This window comes from Dyella sp. KRB-257 (assembly GCF_049445995.1).
Lineage (GTDB): Bacteria > Pseudomonadota > Gammaproteobacteria > Xanthomonadales > Rhodanobacteraceae > Dyella_A.
Map to the genome: position 1 here is coordinate 15,644 of NZ_JBMSDZ010000004.1, position 17,757 is coordinate 33,400.

General features: G+C 69.1%; 14 protein-coding genes. 2 read left to right on the forward strand and 12 right to left on the reverse strand.

Annotated elements, in window-relative coordinates; genetic code table 11:
* Positions 1 to 33: 33 nt before the first annotated feature.
* Together ACO2Q2_RS03995 and ACO2Q2_RS04000 are read right to left on the reverse strand one after the other, a co-directional pair.
* Positions 34 to 1,812, reverse strand: coding sequence for a phosphoenolpyruvate carboxykinase (GTP) (locus tag ACO2Q2_RS03995; protein WP_423254484.1), 1,779 nt, complete (start codon positions 1,810 to 1,812; stop codon positions 34 to 36).
* A gap of 127 nt (positions 1,813 to 1,939) precedes the next feature.
* Entirely contained in the window at positions 1,940 to 2,518 is a 579-nt protein-coding gene (locus tag ACO2Q2_RS04000; protein WP_404632293.1) for a TetR/AcrR family transcriptional regulator, read from the reverse strand.
* Positions 2,519 to 2,641: 123 nt separating this feature from the next.
* Here ACO2Q2_RS04000 and ACO2Q2_RS04005 point away from each other — a divergent pair, with 123 nt between their 5' ends.
* Both ACO2Q2_RS04005 and ACO2Q2_RS04010 read left to right on the forward strand, forming a co-directional pair.
* Positions 2,642 to 3,526: an alpha/beta fold hydrolase gene (locus ACO2Q2_RS04005; RefSeq protein WP_423254680.1), complete on the forward strand. Its 885-nt coding sequence runs from the start codon at positions 2,642 to 2,644 to the stop codon at positions 3,524 to 3,526.
* Positions 3,527 to 3,559: 33 nt separating this feature from the next.
* Positions 3,560 to 6,034: an acyl-CoA dehydrogenase gene (locus tag ACO2Q2_RS04010; protein ID WP_423254485.1), complete on the forward strand. Its 2,475-nt coding sequence runs from the start codon at positions 3,560 to 3,562 to the stop codon at positions 6,032 to 6,034.
* Positions 6,035 to 6,233: 199 nt separating this feature from the next.
* On the opposite strand, the gene ACO2Q2_RS04015 is transcribed toward ACO2Q2_RS04010, so the two are convergent.
* The 10 genes from ACO2Q2_RS04015 to ACO2Q2_RS04060 all read right to left on the reverse strand — a co-directional run bounded on the left by ACO2Q2_RS04015 (position 6,234) and on the right by ACO2Q2_RS04060 (position 17,704).
* Positions 6,234 to 7,229 carry a diguanylate cyclase domain-containing protein gene (locus ACO2Q2_RS04015; RefSeq protein ID WP_423254486.1) on the reverse strand — a complete coding sequence of 332 codons (996 nt, stop codon included), beginning with the start codon at positions 7,227 to 7,229 and terminating at the stop codon, positions 6,234 to 6,236.
* 6 nt (positions 7,230 to 7,235) lie between these two features.
* On the reverse strand, positions 7,236 to 7,808 hold the full coding sequence (locus tag ACO2Q2_RS04020) for a chemotaxis protein CheB (protein ID WP_423254487.1): 573 nt from the start codon (positions 7,806 to 7,808) through the stop codon (positions 7,236 to 7,238).
* On the reverse strand, positions 7,805 to 8,665 hold the full coding sequence (locus tag ACO2Q2_RS04025; protein ID WP_423254488.1) for a CheR family methyltransferase: 861 nt from the start codon (positions 8,663 to 8,665) through the stop codon (positions 7,805 to 7,807). Before ACO2Q2_RS04025 ends, ACO2Q2_RS04020 begins: the two co-directional genes overlap by 4 nt.
* A 3-nt stretch (positions 8,666 to 8,668) precedes the next feature.
* Positions 8,669 to 12,328, reverse strand: a complete 3,660-nt coding sequence (locus ACO2Q2_RS04030; protein WP_423254489.1) for a response regulator — start codon at positions 12,326 to 12,328, stop codon at positions 8,669 to 8,671.
* 153 nt (positions 12,329 to 12,481) lie between these two features.
* On the reverse strand, positions 12,482 to 14,083 hold the full coding sequence (locus ACO2Q2_RS04035) for a peptide chain release factor 3 (RefSeq protein ID WP_423254490.1): 1,602 nt from the start codon (positions 14,081 to 14,083) through the stop codon (positions 12,482 to 12,484).
* Between the two features lie 564 nt (positions 14,084 to 14,647).
* Positions 14,648 to 15,013, reverse strand: a complete 366-nt coding sequence (locus ACO2Q2_RS04040) for a hypothetical protein (protein WP_423254491.1) — start codon at positions 15,011 to 15,013, stop codon at positions 14,648 to 14,650.
* A 179-nt stretch (positions 15,014 to 15,192) separates the two neighbouring features.
* Positions 15,193 to 15,360: a hypothetical protein gene (locus ACO2Q2_RS04045; protein ID WP_423254492.1), complete on the reverse strand. Its 168-nt coding sequence runs from the start codon at positions 15,358 to 15,360 to the stop codon at positions 15,193 to 15,195.
* 109 nt (positions 15,361 to 15,469) lie between these two features.
* Positions 15,470 to 15,820, reverse strand: coding sequence for a helix-turn-helix domain-containing protein (locus tag ACO2Q2_RS04050; protein WP_423254493.1), 351 nt, complete (start codon positions 15,818 to 15,820; stop codon positions 15,470 to 15,472).
* Positions 15,817 to 16,182 (reverse strand): hypothetical protein, encoded by a 366-nt coding sequence (locus tag ACO2Q2_RS04055; RefSeq protein ID WP_423254494.1) that lies wholly within the window; start codon positions 16,180 to 16,182, stop codon positions 15,817 to 15,819. Before ACO2Q2_RS04055 ends, ACO2Q2_RS04050 begins: the two co-directional genes overlap by 4 nt.
* A 124-nt stretch (positions 16,183 to 16,306) precedes the next feature.
* A complete protein-coding gene (locus ACO2Q2_RS04060) occupies positions 16,307 to 17,704 on the reverse strand; it encodes a M20/M25/M40 family metallo-hydrolase (RefSeq protein WP_423254495.1) in 1,398 nt (465 codons plus the stop codon).
* Between the last annotated feature and the right edge of the window lie 53 nt (positions 17,705 to 17,757).

Genomic DNA, 17,757 nt, shown 5'->3' on the forward strand with positions numbered 1-17,757 from the left:
GCGTGCCGGCGGCGGCGCCGGCACGCCGGAGGATCAGGCCGAGACCACGTTGCGGCTCGGCGCGCGTGCGGCCAGCATCCGCGCCACGCGCTGCTGCTCGCGGGCCAGCGCCGCGGGCAGACGCGGCTCGAATTCGCCGAGGTAGGCGCCGATCGCGTCCAGCTCGTCCTGCCAGGCGGCCTCGTCGACGTGCAGCAGTTCGTCGAGGTGGGCGGCCGACAGGTTCAGGCCGTCCAGCCGCAGTTCCGTCGGCTGCGGCAGGATGCCCACCGGCGTGGTCGTGCCGCGGGCACGACCTTCGACGCGCTCGATCATCCATTCCAGCACGCGCAGGTTGTCGCCGAAGCCCGGCCACAGGAAGCGGCCGTCGGCACCCTTGCGGAACCAGTTGACGTGGAAGATCGCCGGCAGCCTCGCGCCGGGCCGGTCGAACGACAGCCAGTGCGCGAAGTAGTCGCCGTAGTGGTAGCCGCAGAATGGCTTCATCGCCATCGAGTCGCGGCGCAGCACGCCGACCGCGCCGGTGGCCGCGGCGGTGGTTTCCGAGCCCATCGCCGCGCCCATCAGCACGCCGTGGGTCCAGTCGCGCGCCTGCATCACCAGCGGCAGCAGCGACGGCCGGCGGCCGCCGAACACGATGGCGCTGATCGGCACGCCCCGGGCGTCCTCGGCCTTCTCCGACCAGGTGGGGCACTGCCGCGCGCCGACGGTGAAGCGCGCATTCGGATGCGCGGCCGGGCCGTTGGCCGGGTCGTACGGGCGGCCCTGCCAGTCGGTGGCGGGTTCGCCGGGCAGGCCCTCCCACCACGGCTGGTTGTCGGCGGTGACGGCGACATTGGTGAAGATGGTGTCGCGGGCGATGCTGGCCAGCGCGTTCGGGTTGCTGTTCGCGCTGGTGCCGGGGGCGACGCCGAAGAAGCCGGCTTCCGGGTTGATCGCGTAGAGGCGACCGTCCTCGCCCGGGCGCATCCAGCAGATGTCGTCGCCCACCGTCCACACCTTCCAGCCCTCGCGGCGATAGCCCGCGGGCGGGATCAGCATGGCGAGGTTGGTCTTGCCGCAGGCGGACGGGAAGGCGGCGGCGATGTAGTGGGTGTCGCCGGCCGGATTCTCGATGCCGACGATCAGCATGTGCTCGGCCAGCCAGCCCTCGCGGCGGGCCTGGTGGCTGGCGATGCGCAGCGCGTGGCACTTCTTGCCGAGCAGGGCGTTGCCGCCGTAGCCCGAGCCGTACGACTTGATCGTCAGCTCGTCGGGGAAATGCATGATGAAGCGCCGCTCCGGGTCCAGCTCGCCGGTGGAGTGCAGTCCCCTCACAAAGCTCCCTTCGCGCTCGATGCGCGCCTGCGCGGCGGCGCCCATGCGGGTCATCGTGCGCATGTTGATCACCACGTAGGGGCTGTCGGTGATCTCCACCCCGCAGCGCGACAGCGGCGAGTCGATCGGCCCCATGCAGTAGGGCACCACGTACATGGTGCGGCCTTCCATGCAGCCGTCGAACAGCGCATCCATCTTCGCGTGGGCCTCGGCCGGGTCCATCCAGTGGTTGTTCGGGCCGGCGTCCTCGCGCTCGGGCGTGCAGACGAAGGTGAGGTGCTCCACGCGCGCCACGTCCGAGGGGCTCGAACGGTGCAGGTAGCAGCCCGGATGGGTCTGCTGGTTCAGTTCGACCAGGTCGCCGCTGGCCAGCATCTGCCGCACGAGGGCGGCGTATTCGGCCTCGGAGCCGTCGCACCAGTGGATGCGCGCCGGGCGTGTGCGCGCTGCCGTGTGGTTGACCCAGCTCTCCAATGCCTGCAGTGAACCTGCCATGTGATCCTCATCGTGGTCTTGCCAGAAAAAGAAGCGCGCACGGTAGTTTGCGTGCACTGGCATTGCAAGGAAGTGCGCAACAAAAACGGCGCCCGCAGGCGCCATCGGGAGCCGTGCGGACGGGGAACTATGCCGGGATCAGCGTGGCGATCATGTGTTCGACGTAGGCGTCGAATTCCTCGTGGCTGATCCGCGGCAGGCCCAGCGTGAAGTTCAGCTGCAGAAAGCCGACGTAGGCGGCGTAGGTGAGGCGGGCACGGTTGATCGCCTCGGTCGGCGCCATGCCGGCCTCGCGGTAGGCGGTATGCAGGAACTCCATCCGGCGCTGCGACACCCGCGCCATCACCGGCACCACCTGCGGGTGGTCCAGCGCCTTGAGCAGGGCGGCGTAGACGCGGTGCGGCTGCAGTTCGTGCGCCACCCGACGGAACAGCTCGGGCAGGCGCACGCGCGGGTCGGGAATGGCCTCGATCTGGCTGATGATCTCGCGCTCGGCGTACAGCTCCCAGCGTTCCAGCGCCGCCTGCACCAGCGCCTCACGGGTGCGGAAGTGCCAGTAGAAGCTGCCCTTGGTCACGCCCAACTGGCGGGCCAGCGCCTCGACGGCGACCGCGTTGACGCCCTGTTCGGCGATCAGCTGCAGCGCAGCTTCTTCCCAGTCCTCGGCGCTGAGGCGGGTCCGTTCGGGTTTGGCGTTTGCATTCATCGGCGTATGGTAGCCGGCGGTTCCCTCATTGCAATGTGCAGCGCGCCACGCTGCAGCGCGCCACGCGCGGCATGCTGCGGCGCGGGTTGACGCCGGCCGCCGGATCAACCCATACTCGTGCGTATGGTCAATTACTCCCACGAGATTTCGCGCCTGCCCGGCGCCGACGGCCTTGCGCTGTCGGTGGAGACGCGTCATGCGGCGGGCGACCCGGTGCTGCTGTTCGCGCACGGCTTCGGCCAGACCCGGGGTGCCTGGGCCGGCAGCGCGCAGGCGCTTGCCGATATCGGCTGCCGCTGCGTGAGCTTCGACTGCCGTGGCCATGGCGAGAGCGATCGGCTGCCCGGCGGCGACTACCACATGGACCAGTTCGCCGCCGACCTGGCGCTCGTCGCGCGCGCGCAGCCACGGCCGCCGATACTCGTGGGCGCCTCGATGGGCGGCCTGCTCGGCCTGGTGGTGGCCGGCGAGATGCGTCCGTCGCCGTTTCGCGCGCTGGTGCTGGTCGACATCACGCCGCGCTGGGAGACGGCCGGGGTGGAGCGCATTCTCGCCTTCATGCAGGCGCATCCGGACGGCTTTGCCGATTACGCGCACGCCGCCGAGGCGATTGCCGCCTACCTGCCGCAGCGCCGCGAGCGCAAGACCGAGAACCAGCTGCGCCCGCTGCTGCGCGAAGGCGCCGACGGTCGCCTGCGCTGGCACTGGGACCCGGCGCTGCTGGCCGGCGTGGTCAGCGAGAGCGAGCGCTACCAGCCGCGCCTGATGGCGGCCGCGGCGAAGGTCGACGTGCCGGTACTGCTGCTGTCCGGTGGGCGCAGCGACGTGGTGTCGCGCGACACGGTGAACGAATTCCTGCAGCTGGTGCCGCACGCGCGGCATGTCGAGCTGCCGGCGGCCACGCACATGCTGGCGGGCGATGCGAACGACGCGTTCACGCGCGAGATCGCAGCGTTCGTCGGCGCACTGGATCGCCATGACGCCCGCACCGGCGCCGTGGCGGATTGAACCCCAACGTAAACCTGCAACGAGGGTGTCGAGATGTCCGTGATACTGACCCTGCTGGCGGCGCTGATCGCCTCCGGCGCCTGCGCCTACCATCGCACCGGCCTGCGCACCTGGGCGATCGCCACGGGTGTCGCCACCCTGGTGGTCGGCCTGCTGGCCGGCGCGCCCGTCACCACGGTGATCCTGTTGATCATCGAGACGGCGGTCGCCGTGCCGCTGCTGCTGCCGGCGTTCCGCCGCCACCAGATCAGCGCACCGCTGCTGAAGATCTTCGCCAAGGTCACGCCCAAGCTGTCCGACACCGAGCAGACCGCGCTGGAAGCGGGCACGGTCGGCTTCGAGGGCGAGCTGTTCTCGGGCAAGCCGGACTGGCACCAGTTGCTCAGCCAGCCCAGGCCGGAGCTGAGCGTGGAGGAGCAGGCCTTCCTCGACGGGCCGGTCGAGGAGTTGTGCAGCATGATCGACGACTGGCAGATCACCCACGAGCTGGGCGACCTGCCGCCGCCGGTGTGGGATTACCTGAAGAAGCACAAGTTCTTCGGCATGATCATTCCCAGGCAGTACGGCGGCCTGCAGTTCTCCGCGCTGGCGCACTCGGCGGTGCTGCAGAAGCTGGCGACGATGTCGGCGACGGTGGCCTCGACCGTGGCGGTACCCAACTCGCTCGGTCCGGCCGAGTTGCTGCTGCACTACGGCAGCGAGGAGCAGAAGAACCACTACCTGCCGCGCCTGGCCGTGGGCGAGGAGATTCCGTGCTTCGCGCTCACCGGCCCGTACGCCGGCTCGGACGCCACCTCGCTGACCGACTACGGCATTGTCTGCAAGCAGGTGGTCGACGGCGTCGAGACGCTGGGTGTGAAACTCACCTTCGACAAGCGCTACATCACGCTGGCGCCGATCGCCACCGTGGTCGGCCTGGCCTTCCGCATGTACGACCCGGAGCATCTGCTGGGCGACAAGGAAGACCTCGGCATCACGCTGGCGCTGCTGCCGCGCTCCACGCCGGGGCTGCAGATCGGTCGTCGCCACTTCCCGCTCAACATCCCGTTCCAGAACGGTCCGGTGCACGGCAAGGACGTGTTCGCGCCGCTCACCACGCTGATCGGCGGTCCGCACATGGCCGGCCACGGCTGGCGCATGCTGGTGGAATGCCTGTCGGTGGGCCGGGCGATCTCGCTGCCGTCCAACGCCACCGGCGGCGTGCGCATGGCGGTGGCCGCCACCGGCGCCTATGCCCGCATGCGCAAGCAGTTCGGCCTGTCGATCGCCCGCTTCGAGGGCGTGGAAGAAGCGCTGGCGCGCATCGGCGGCCTGACCTACGCCACCGCGGCGCTGTCGCGCGCCACGGCCGCGGCGGTGGATCGCGGCGAGAAGCCCGCGGTGCCCTCGGCAATCGCCAAGTACCACGCCACCGAGTGGGGCCGCATCGTGGCCGGCGACGCGATGGACGTGCACGGCGGCAAGGGCGTGCAGCTCGGCCCGAAGAACTACGCCGGCCGCGCCTGGCAGGGCGTGCCGATCGCCATCACGGTGGAAGGCGCGAACATCATGACGCGCAGCCTGATGATCTTCGGCCAGGGTGCGATCCGCTGCCATCCCTACGTGCTGAAGGAAATGCAGTCGCTGTCGATTCCCGACTACGGCGACCGCCTCAAGGCATTCGACCGCGCGCTGTTCGGGCATATCGGCTTCGGCCTCTCCAACGCCGTGCGCGCGTTCACGCTGGGCATCACCGGCTCGGCCATCGGCGAGGCCGCGGGCGATGCCTACACGCGCCGCTACTACCGCAAGCTCAACCGCTATTCGGCGGCGCTGGCGCTGTGCGCGGACGTGTTCATGGGCGTGCTCGGCGGCAAGCTGAAGTTCAAGGAAAAGCTCTCCGCGCGCCTGGGCGACGTGCTCAGCTACCTGTACATCGCCAGCGCCATGCTCAAGCGCTACGAGGACACCGGCCGGCCCGAAGCGGATCGTCCGCTGCTGGCCTGGGCCTTCCACGAGTGCGTGTGGCGCATGCAGATGGCGCTGGACGGCGCGATCCGCAACTTTCCGGTGCGCCCGGTCGGCTGGCTGCTGCGCGTGCTGGTGTTCCCGTTCGGCCGCCGCGAGGTGCCGCCGTCCGACCGGCTGGGCCGCCGCGTGGCGGCGCTCATCACCGCGCCGGGCGAGGCGCGCGATCGCCTCACCGAGTGGGCCTACCTCACGCCCACGGCCAACAACACGGTGGGCCGCCTGTGCGCGCTGCTGCCGGACGTGATTGCGGCCGAGCCGGTGGAGCGCAAGTTCCAGAAGGCGCAGAAGGCCGGCCAGTTCGTCTCGCACGAGTACGACGCGCAGCTGCTGGAAGCGGTGAAGGCCGGCGCCATCACCGAGGGCGAGGCGGCGCTGCTCAAGCGCGTGCGCGATGCCAGCCATGAGTTCATCTCGGTCGACGACTTCGATCCGAAGGAGCTGCGCGCCGCCGTGGTGCGCGGCGAGCCGGCCGCCAGGGGTCTGGCCGACGCGGCCTGAGCGTTGCCATTGCAGTGATCGAACAGCGGCCTTCCGGCCGCTGTTCCTTTATCCGGGGACCGCCATGTTCTCCCACGAGCTTGCGCGCGGTACCGCCGGATCGCCCGCTGACCGCTCGGCCGCTGGCTGTCTGCGCGGGCGGTGTGCCCGAAGGCGCCGTATTTCGCCACCATCGCACCGCGCTTGCGCGGCTGACGGCTCAGCTTTCGGCGTACCCCAGTACGCAGCGGTTCTTGCCGGCCGCCTTGGCCTGGTAGAGCGCGCGGTCGGCGACCTGGATCAGCTGCTCGTCGCGCTGTGCGTCGCCGGCGCGCAGCGCGATGCCGATGCTCGCGCTCACGTTCGCCACGAAGTCGCCGTCGCACCCCTGCAGCGGATACGGCTGCGCGAGCAGCCGGCCGACCTGGTCGCAGCGCTCGAGCAGGGTCGCGTCGTCGCCGATGTCCTCCAGGATCAGTGCGAACTCGTCGCCGCCCAGGCGGGCCACCGTGTCGTTCTGGCGCACCTCGCCGGCGAGGCGCGCGGCGATCGCCTTGAGCAGGGCATCGCCGGCCGGATGGCCATGGGTGTCGTTCACCGCCTTGAAGCCGTCGATGTCCAGCAGCGCCAGCGCGAAGCGTCCGTCGCTGGCGCGGGCGCCGCGCATCGCCGAATTCAGGCGCTCATGGAACAGCGCCCGGTTGGGCAGTCCGGTGAGCACGTCGTGGGTGGCCTGGTGGCGTACCAGCGCCTCGGCGCGCTGGCGCTCGGCCACTTCGACCTGCAGCTGGCGGTTGCGCTCGGACAGCTCGGCCAGCGCCGCGCGCAGTTCCATCCGTGCGTTGTACAGCTCCAGGAACACGCGCACCTTCGACTGCAGGATCACGTCGTTGATCGGCTTGGCGATGTAGTCGACGGCGCCGGAGCGGTAGCCCTTGAGCTTGTTGAGGTCGTCGGCGTAGGCGGCGGTGACGAAGATGATCGGCGTGTCGCGCATCTCCTCGGTCTCGCCGAGCAGCGCGGCGACCTCGAAGCCGTCCATGTCGGGCATGTTCACGTCGAGCAGGATCAGCGCGAACTCGTGGTCCAGGCACAGCGCCAGCGCCTCGTTGCCGTTGCGCGCCTCGTGCAGCTCGGCGCCGCAGCGGGCGAGCAGGTGGCGCATGGCCACGAGGTTGGCGTAGGTGTCGTCGACCACCAGGATTTTCGGCTGCATCGTGTTTCACCCAAGGCAAAGGCGGTTGAGCAGGGCGGGGATCGCGTCCAGCGCCAGACAGTGCTCGGCTCCGGCGCGATCCAGTGCTGCCTGCGGCATCTGCGCCGCCTCGGCCGTGGCCGGATCCTGCACGACCGCCGTGGCTCCACGCTGGCGCATCCGGCGCAGTCCCTCGGCGCCGTCGGCATTCGCTCCGGTGAGCACCACGCCGACCGCGTGCGCTCCGTAGACCTCGGCGGCGCAGTCGAACAGCACGTCGATCGAGGGGCGGGCGAAGCTCACCGGCGGATCGACGCTGAGCGCGAAATGGCGGTCGCGCTCCAGCAGCAGATGATAGCCGCCCGGCGCCACGTGCACCGTACCGCCGAGGATGGGCGCGCGCTCGCGCGCGGCGGTCACCGGCAGGGTGCAGTGCGTGCCCAGCAGCTGGGCGAACAAGGCGGCATCGCTGTCGGCGGCGATGTGGCAGCACACGATCACCGCCGCGGGCAGCCGCGCATCCAGCCCCTCCAGCAGCCGCTGCAGCGCGCTGAAGCCGCCGGCGGAGCCGCCGATCACGATGGCCTGCACGGCGCTCATGCGTCGGCGGTCGATTCGCCGCGCGCGCGGCGATACAGCCGCAGGGCCGGATCGACCGGCATGAAGTCCGCCGCGACGGGCGCGAAGTCGAGGTTCTCGCGCATGCCCAGGCAGAGAAAGCCGTCGCGCACCAGGCTGTCGCGGAACAGGGCCAGCGTGCGGTTCTGCAGCGCGTTGGAAAAATAGATCAGCACGTTGCGGCACAGCACCAGGTGCGCCTCGCAGAACACGCTGTCGGCCACCAGATTGTGCTGGGCGAAGGTGACGTTGCGGCGCAGCCGGTCGTCGAGCTTGATGTACTGGTAGCGCGCGCTGGTGTAGTCGGTGAGCGAGCGCAGGCCGCCGGCGGCCTGGTAGTTGCGCGACCACTGCGGCGCCTCGCTGGCCGCATAGATGCCATCGCGGGCCTGCTCCAGCGCCTGCTCGTTGAAATCGGTGGCGTAGATCTGGCAGCGGTCGTACAGGCCGGCCTCCTCCAGCAGGATCGCCAGCGAATACACCTCCTGCCCATGCGCGCAGCCGGCCTGCCAGATGTTGATGCGCGGGTAGGAGGCGAGCACCGGCAGCACGCGGTCGCGCAGCGCGCGGAACACCGGCGGGTCGCGGAACATCTCCGACACCGGCACCGACAGCCCCTGCAGCACCTGCGGCAGGAACTCCGGTTCGTGCAGCAGCCGGCCGGTGAGCGCGCTCACCGTGTCGGTGCGATGGTCGCGCACCAGCTGGCGCACGCGGCGCGCCAGCGAGGCCGGCGCGTAGCCGGCGAAGTCGTAGCCGTAGCGCTCGCGCAGGGCCTGCACGAACAGGCTCAGTTCGATGCGCTCGATGTCGTCGGCGGCAGCGGGGGTGTCGGCCATCGGTCAGTCGTGCAACCAGACGTGCAGCATCGAGGCGAGCCGGTCGATGTCGATGGGTTTGGAGAGGTAGTCGCTGGCGCCGGCGTCCAGGCACTTCTCGCGATCGCCGCGCATCGCCTTGGCGGTGAGCGCGATGATCGGCAGGTTGGCGAACGCCTGCCGGGCGCGGATCGCGCGCATGGTGTCGTAGCCGTCCATGCCCGGCATCATGATGTCCATCAGCACCAGCTCCAGCGCGGGGTCGTCCTCCAGCGCCTTGAGCGCCTTGTGGCCGTCCTGCGCCATCGTCACCGCCAGGCCCCAGCCGCGCAGCACCTTGGACAGTGCGAACAGGTTGCGCATGTCGTCGTCCACCAGCAGCACCTTGCGGCCCTTCAGCTCGCCGCCCCTGTCCGCCTCGCGCAGGGTGCGCCTGGGCGCGTGGCGGATCGAGTGCAGGAACAGGCTCACCTCGTCGAGCAGCCGCTCGGGCGAGCGCACGCCCTTCACCACGATGGCGTCGGTGTACTGGCGCAGCTTGAGGTTCTCCTCGCGGCTCAGGTCGCGCCCGGAATAGATCACCACCGGCGGCACGCCGCCCTCGGCGCCGGCCAGCTGTTCCAGCAGCTCCAGCCCGGACATGCCGGGCAGGCCCAGATCCAGCACGATGCAGTCGAAGCGCGTCTCGCGGGTGAGCGCGAACGCCTCCTCCGCCGAGCCGGCTTCGGCGATCTGCACGTTGTCGCCGCGCAGCATGCTGCGCACCGCGGCGCGCGAGGAGGCATCGTCGTCCACGATCAGCAGCTGGCGCGTGGCGCCTTCGGCAAAGTGCAGCAGCCGGTCGAACGCCGCGGTGATCGCCTCGCGGCTGACCGGCTTGGTGAGAAAGCCCACCGCGCCCAGCTCGCGTCCGCGCGAGGCCTCGTCGGTGGCCGAGATGAAGTGCACCGGGATCTGCCGCGTCGCCTCGTCGGCCTTCAGCCGCTCGATCACGCTCCAGCCGTCCATGCCCGGCAGGCCGACGTCGAGCAGGATGCCGGTGGGCCGGTACCGGCGTGCCAGCTGCAGGCCGGATTCGCCGTCGCCGGCGGCCAGCACGCGGTGGCCCTTGCGCCGGATCATCTCGGCCAGGATGCGCGCGAACGAGGCGTCGTCCTCGATCACCAGGATCACCGTGTCGCCGGCGACGATCGCGTCGCGGTCGTCCGGGATGCTCTGCGGCAGCAGCGCGGCACTGGCCGCTGCCGGTGCCTCGCGCGGCGCGGCGGCAGGTCGCGCGGACGCATCGTGGTCGACGCTCGCCCCGGCGGTCGCCGGGGCATGGATCGCCTCGGGCAGCCACAATGTGAAGGTGCTGCCTTCGCCGGCCACGCTGGCCAGGGTGAGGTCGCCGCCCAGCAGCTCGGCCATGCGCCGCGAGATCGCCAGGCCCAGCCCGGTGCCGCCGTACTGCCGGCTGGTGCCGGCGTCCACCTGCTCGAACGCGGCGAACACGCGGTGCAGCTTGTCCGCGGGAATGCCGATGCCCGTGTCGCGCACGGCGATGGCGATCGCCGGCCGGCCGCGCAACGCCTCGGGCACCGCGCCCGGATCGGTCGGCCGGCCGATCGCCACGCTCACGCCGCCCCTGGCAGTGAACTTGAACGCGTTGCTGAGCAGGTTGTTGATCACCTGCTCCAGCCGCGCGCCATCGGTGCGGATCGCCGGCGGCAGGTCGGGCGCCAGCGTGATCTCGAACGACAGCCCACGCTGCTGCGCCACGTGGTTGAAGGTGCGCTTGAGGATCTGCTCCAGCTTGGCCAGCGGCAGCTCGTCGACCATCAGCTCCATCTTGCCGGCCTCGATCTTGGACAGGTCGAGGATGTCGTTGATCAGCCGCAGCAGGTTGGAGCCGGCATCGTGGATGATCCGCGCCGATTCCACCTGCTCCTCGTCGAGGTTGCCGCTCTCGTTGTCGGCCAGGCTGCGCGAGAGGATCAGCAGGCTGTTCAGCGGCGTGCGCAGCTCGTGCGACATGTTGGCCAGGAAGTCGCTCTTGTACTGGCTGGCGCGGGCCAGATCCTCGGCCTTCTGCTCGGTGTCGCGCTGCAGGTCTTCCAGCACCTCGCGCTGGCGGTTGAGGTGCTCGGTTTTCTCGCGCAGCTCCTCGTTGCTGGCCTGCAGCTCCTCGGCCTGCACGCGCAGCTCCTCCTCCGAGGCGATGAGGCGCTGCGACTGCTCCTCCAGCTCCACGGTCTTGGCCTGCAGCGCCTCGTTGCTGTCGCGCAGGGCCTGCTTCTGGCGGCGCAGTTCCTCGGCGGAGGCGCGCAGTTCCTCGGCCTGCTGCTGCGTGTGCTCCAGCAGGTCCTGCGTGCCGATGGCGCGGTTGAGGTTTTCCAGCGTGAGCGCCACCAGCGGCAGCACCTCGTCCAGCAGTTGGGTCTGCAGCGCGTCGAGCGGCGCGAAGCTGGCCAGCTCCAGCACGCCGACCAGGGTGTGGCGGGCCATCACCGGGCGGATCACCACGTGCCGCGGCGGCGCCGCGCCGGTGGCCGAATCGATCTGCACATAGTCCTCGGGCACCTGGTCCATCACGATCGGCCGGCGCTCCAGCGCGCACTGGCCGGCCAGCCCCTCGCCCGGCACGAAACGGTCGCTGGGCCGCGCGCCCAGCCGCAGGCCGTAGCTGCCGAGCAGGTCGAGCCGCTGGCGGCCTTCGTCGAAGGCGTAGAACATCGCCACGCCCGCGCCCACCAGCGGCGCCAGCTGGCTGGTGAGCTGCGCGGCGAACGTGCGATGGTCGCCCGCCTCCTGCAGCCGCTGCGACAGCTCGGCAAGCTGGGACTTGAGCCGGGTCTGCGCGGCGGTGTCGATCGCCATCTGCTTGAACACGTGCAGCGCGTTGGCGATCTGGCCGATCTCGTCGCGGCGCTCGACCTGGCGCACCTCGATGGTGTGGTCGTGGTTGGCCAGCCGCGTCATCAGCTCGGTCATGCGGCGCAGTGGGCGGGTGACCATGCGCGAGGTGAGGTTGAGCACGGTCAGGCCCAGCAGCAGACCGAGCAGGGCCGAACCGACCTCGATCGCTCGCGTGGTCTGCAGCACGTGCTGCAGGGTCTGTTCGTGCTGCGACAACCGCTGCCGTTCGGTCTCGGCCATCTGCCCGATGGCGTCGATCAGATCCTCCATCCGCACCGTTTGGTGGCTCATGTAGTCGTTCTGCGCCTGCACGCGCGCCAGCGCGCGCTCGCCGGGGTCGCGGGACTTCAGCTTCTCAAGCGGCTGCAGCACCCAGGTATCGATCTGGGCCTGCCAGCGCTGCACCATGACCAGCAGCCGGTCCAGCCGGTTTTGCTGCAGTGCGCTATCCGCGGTGAGCTCACGCAGCGCGGCGAGGCTCCTGGCAGCATCACGTTCGGCATCGAGGTGCCTCTGCAGTTCGGCGGGGGTGCCGTTGATCAGGTAGCCGCTGGCGCCGATCTGGCTCTGCTGCAGCTCCTGCTGCGTCCGGTCGAGGGTGAGCAGCACGGCGTAGGAGTGCGCGGCCAATCCCCGCGTGGCGTCCTGCCGGCGCAGCGAGTAGAGGCCGGCCAGGTTGGCGATCACGAACAGGGCCAGCATCAGCGAGATGGCGAGCAGCATCTTGCGCTGGATCGGCTGGTGGGCCAGCCACGAATAGCGGCGGGGTTGCACTTGTGCGGTCATGACGGTCCGGGAGGTCGCCGGGCGCCGCGCGGGCACCCTGCCGTCGCCCGTCCGGACGATCCGGTGGGTCGGTGGCGATGCCCAGAGTAGCGGCGGCCCGCCTGCCGCGGTAGGCGGGTCGGGCCGGCTGCGGGTACCGCCGCCGGCCGGCGATCAGAGCTCGACCGAGGCCGCGTGCTCGCGCGTGGCCGAGAAGCGCACCTGCGGCCAGCGCTCCTGCGCCAGCTGCAGGTTGACCCGCGTCGGCGCGATGTAGACCAGCTCGCCGGCAGCGTCGAGCGCGAGGTTCATCGCGTTCTTCTCGCGGAACTCGGCCAGCTTCTTCTCGTCGTCGCAGTGCACCCAGCGCGCGGTGGCCACGCCCACCGGCTCGAAGCTGGCGTCGACGTTGTATTCGTCCTTGAGCCGGTAGGCCACCACGTCGAACTGCAGCACGCCGACCGCGCCCAGGATCAGGTCGTTGGACATCAGCGGGCGGAAGAACTGCGTGGCGCCCTCCTCGGACAGCTGCGCCAGACCCTTCTGCAGCGCCTTCATCTTCAGCGGGTCGCGCAGGCGCGCGCGGCGGAACAGCTCCGGGGCGAAGTTCGGGATGCCGGTGAAGCTCACCGGCTCGCCCTCGGTGAAGGTGTCGCCGATGGTGATGGTGCCGTGGTTGTGCAGGCCGATCACGTCGCCGGGCCAGGCGGTTTCCACGATCTCGCGGTCACTCGCCATGAAGGTCAGCGCGTTGGCGATGCGCACCTCCTTGCCGGTGCGCGTCTGCAGCATCTTCATGCCGGCGGTGTAGGTACCCGAGCACACGCGCATGAACGCCACGCGGTCGCGATGGGCCGGGTCCATGTTCGCCTGGATCTTGAACACGAAGCCGGTGAGCTTCTCCTCTTCCGGTTGCACCGTGCGGGTCAGCGTGCCGCGCGGGCGCGGCGAGGGCGCGTGCTCGACGAAGAAATCCAGCAGCAGCTGCACGCCGAAGTTGTTCACTGCCGAGCCGAAGAACACCGGGGTGAGCTTGCCGGCGAGGTAGTCGTCCAGATCGAACGACGGCGCGGCGCCCTGCACCAGTTCCAGTTCCTCGCGCAGTTCGGCCAGCGCCTCGGCGCCCACGGCCGCTTCCAGGCCCGGTGCATCCAGGCCCTTGAAGATGGTCGAGTCCTGCCGGGTGAAGTTCTTGCCCGGCTCGAACACGTGCACCTCGTCCAGCACCAGGTGGTACACGCCCTTCAGCCGCTTGCCCATGCCGATCGGCCAGGTCACCGGGGCGCAGCCGATGCCCAGCACCGACTCCACCTCGTCCATCAGCTCGATCGGCGAGCGGCCCTCGCGGTCGAGCTTGTTGATGAAGGTCATGATCGGCGTGTCGCGCAGGCGGCACACCTCCATCAGCTTGATCGTGCGCTCCTCCACGCCCTTGGCGCAGTCGATCACCATCAGCGCCGAGTCCACCGCGGTGAGCACGCGGTAGGTGTCCTCGGAGAAGTCCGCGTGGCCCGGGGTGTCGAGCAGGTTGATGATCTTGCCCTCGTACGGGAACTGCATCACCGACGAGGTCACCGAGATGCCGCGCTCCTTCTCCAGCGCCATCCAGTCGGACGTGGCATGCCGCGCCGCCTTGCGCCCCTTCACCGAGCCGGCCATCTGGATCGCGCCGCCGAACAGCAGCAGCTTCTCGGTCAGCGTGGTCTTGCCCGCGTCAGGATGGCTGACGATGGCGAACGTGCGGCGGCGGCGGGTTTCGTCGAGGTGGGTGGACATGGGGAGCGGGTCGGCTTGAGCGCGAACCGGTCATTGTAGCGTGGATGGGGATTTGGGCTCCGCCCCCGCTCTCGCTCCCTCTCCTCCCTTGCCTCTGCCCATCACTCTCCCTCAGCCTGCTTTTTCTCCCTCTCCCCCGGCAGCGCCGGGGGAGAGGGTCGGGGTGAGGGGGCTGCTCTTATGCTTGTTGCATCTTGCTTGAAGAGCGAAGAGCTTTCGTGCGCCTGGCGGCGCCCGAGTCACTTTTCTCTTGCGTGGCCAAGAGAAAAGTAACCAAAAGAGAAGGCCACCCCGCTTGGCGCTTGCCGCCCATCCATGGGCGGCAAGTCCGTGAGCCGGGGCCGGGCTTTTCGAACGGGCATCCTGCCCGTGCGAAAAGGAGTCGACGTCCTGTCGACTCCCGCTACGCGGCCTGTCGTCCCCGCCTCACCGCCGCACAGGGGCCCCTGGTAGAGCAGCGCTCCATCCTGGCGCGTCCTCGGTCCTCCACCGCTCCTCGGTGGCGGAAAAGCTGTATGCCAAACCGGTTCCCATGCTCCGATTATCCCGCGCTACAGCGTCCGATCATTCCCACATGAAAACGGGGGAGCCTCGTCTGCTGCCCACCGTGTTCCAGCTTTCTCGCTTCAGTTCTTTAAAACATGAGGCTCTCTCTCGATCCGTGTGGTTGACCTTCACCCCGCAGTCTGCTGAGCAGCATGTGTCCAAAGGGTTCTTCGGCAGGTGCTTGAGGTTGGCGCAGATCAGGTAGCTCATGGCGATGAGGTGTCGGTCGGTGCCATAACCTCGGGCGCGTGCCTTGGCCAGAGTCGCCCGATGGCTGTTTTCATGGACGATGTCGAGCCAACCCTTGATCTCGACATCGAGTGTTTCCCGCGGTTCGCGCAGTACGTCTGCAATGCGCCGATTGAAGCTGTCCTCGTCGGCCACTTCCGTCCCCCTGTTTGGCTATCTGACTAGAGATAGAGTTTCTTCGCCGGCCACAAGTATGGGGTCGGGCTCGGTTAATGAGGGATGGAAACCCGGGTCAGAATGAATTTTCGAGTGTTCGCTGCGATCGGGCGTAGGTGTTACGACAGCCCAGGCCGCACCTCACTTAGCCAACTGCATCAGCACCCGATGCCAGAACTCCAGCCCGGCACCCACTTCCGAGGCCGGCAGCTTTTGTTGAGGCCGCGGGCGAAGGTGTCGTCGGGTTTGGTGAAGGCGGCATCGACGCCGTAGCTGGGCACGCCGGCGTTGCGGAAGTACATGCTGTCGGACGTGCCGGCGGACATGCCTGGGGCGATCTCCACTCCGGGGAAGCACACCTGCTCGGCGCCGGTGAAGGCCGCGATGACGTCTTGGCACCAATTGAAGGATTCAAGTTCATTTGAATCGTCCGCCTCACGCCGCCTGAATCACGAATTCGCTGGCCGTGGCGACGGGCTGCACGTTGCGCACCGTGCGGCGCAGCTCGACCAGTCCGTAGCGCTCCATCGTCTTGAGCGTCCGCGAAAGATTGCTGGGCGCGCGTCCGGTGAGCTCCGCGAGCCGGCTCAGTGACTCGGGCTTCTGCTCCCTGATGACACGCAGCAAGGCGCGGTTGTCGTCGGACAGCACTTCGGCCAGCGAGCGCATGGAGGTAAACCAGATCTTCGGCTCGCTGGGGCGCGGCCGATGGTCACCGCGCGCAATGGCCAGCGCGCGGGCGCGGATGGCCTGCCGGGAGGCGATGCCGATGACCAACTTTTTCATGATCTGGTTTCCTCAAGTACGCGATCGACTTCGTTGAAGAAGTCTTCCAGCAATTGCTGTGGGCTGGTGAATTCGTACGGCACGCCCCTGTCGCTGACGTGACGATGGCGATGGTCGTAGGCCAGGCGCCGCCCTGCATGACGCTTGCGCTTCGGAGGCTTGGCGGCATGCGCATTGTCGAAACCGAGCAACCGCGTGCCGTAGCGATCATGCAAGGTCAGCGCGTAGCGTATGCCGTGTGGCACACGCTCGTTCGCCTCGACACGCCATGCCTCGATCTTGATCCAGTAGCCGTTGCCCTGGTCGTAGATCTCGCCGTTGAGCAACAGCAGCGTTTCCAGCCCCACGTCTTCCCTTGACATGAATGTATATCAACCGATGATAACTTGACTGAGGCCCGCGAAGGTTTCTGTCGGCTGATCGCCTCCGCACGGTGAAAAAGCGTGGGAATCGTCAGCCGACATTGCGGCAGCGGGACCCTAGCCCTCACTTCGCCAGCTGCATCAGCACCCGGTGCCAGAACTCCAGCCCCGCGCCCACTTCCGAGGCCGGCAGCTTTTCGTTGAGGCCGTGGGCGTAGGTGTCGTCGGGTTTGGTGAAGGCGGCATCGACGCCGTAGCTGGGTACGCCGGCGTTGCGGAAATACATGCTGTCCGAGGCGCCGGCGGACATGCCGGGGGCGATCTCCACGCCGGGGAAGCGTGCGTGCACGGCGGCGCTGACGGCGGCGATCACGTCCGGGCGCAGCGGCGAGGCGGGGCTTTCCACCGGCGGGGGCGGCAGCACGGTGATGCTGGCGCTGGGGTCGTCGATCACCTTGGTCAGGGTGTCGCGCACGCTGGCCACCGAGGTGCCGGGGAAGATGCGGCAGTTGACGTTGACGCTGGCGCTCTGCGGGAGGGCGTTGAGCGCGTGGCCGCCGTCGAGCATGGTTGCCACGCAGGTGGTGCGGATCTGCCCGACATAGGCCGGATCGGCGGAGATGGTGGCGGCCGCGGCGGTGTCGTCCGGATCGGCGGCGAAACGCGTCATCGCCGCGCCCAGCGCGCCGGGGGTGTGGGCGCCGGTGGCGTGCAGCGAGGCGCGGGTGATGTCGTTGATCATCGGCGGGAAGGCGTAGCCGGCCACGCGGTCGATCACCTTGGCGAGGCGGTAGATGGCGTTGTCGGCGGTCGGTTCGCTGGAGTGGCCGCCGGGCGAGGTGAGGGTGATGCGGAAGTCGGCATAGGTCTTTTCGGCGGCCTGGATCTGGTACACCACGGGCTTGCCGCTGGCCGGGTCCAGCGTGCCGCCGCCGGCGTCGGCGTTGAGCAGGAACTCGGCGTCGTGGTAACGCCTGGCCAGCTCGCGGGTGGTGGCCATGTCGGTTTCTTCGTCACCGGAGAGCAGCAGCACGATGTCGCGGCTCGGCTTGAAGCCCTCGCGCTTGAGGCGGATCAGGGTCTCCACCAGCACCACCGCGGCAGTCTTCATGTCGGCGGTGCCGCGGCCGTAGAGGTAGCCGTTTTCCTGCACCAGGGTGAACGGGTCGCGGGTCCAGTCCGCGCGTCTGGCGGCCACCACGTCCATGTGCCCGGACAGGTAGATCGGCTTGCCGTGTCCGGTGCCGCGGTAGCGGGCGACCAGCGCGGCGGTCTCGCCGACCGGGATGATCTGGATGTCGTTTGCGGCGAAGCCGCCTTGCCTGAGCTTGTCGGCGAAGTAGGCCGCCAGGGCCGGCACCTGGTGGTTGCCCTTGACCGTCGGCACGCTGATCGCGTGGCGCAGCATGGCCATCGTCTCGGCCAGCGCCCGGGGCGTGGCGGTGGCCGCCAGGGCGACTGCGGGAGCGGCGCAGCAGGCGAGGGCGACAAGGGCGTGGCGGACGGCGCGTGCGGTGTTCATGTGGATTCCCCGGCTTGGGTTGGCGTGAGCGCCGAGTATGCGTGGCTGACCGT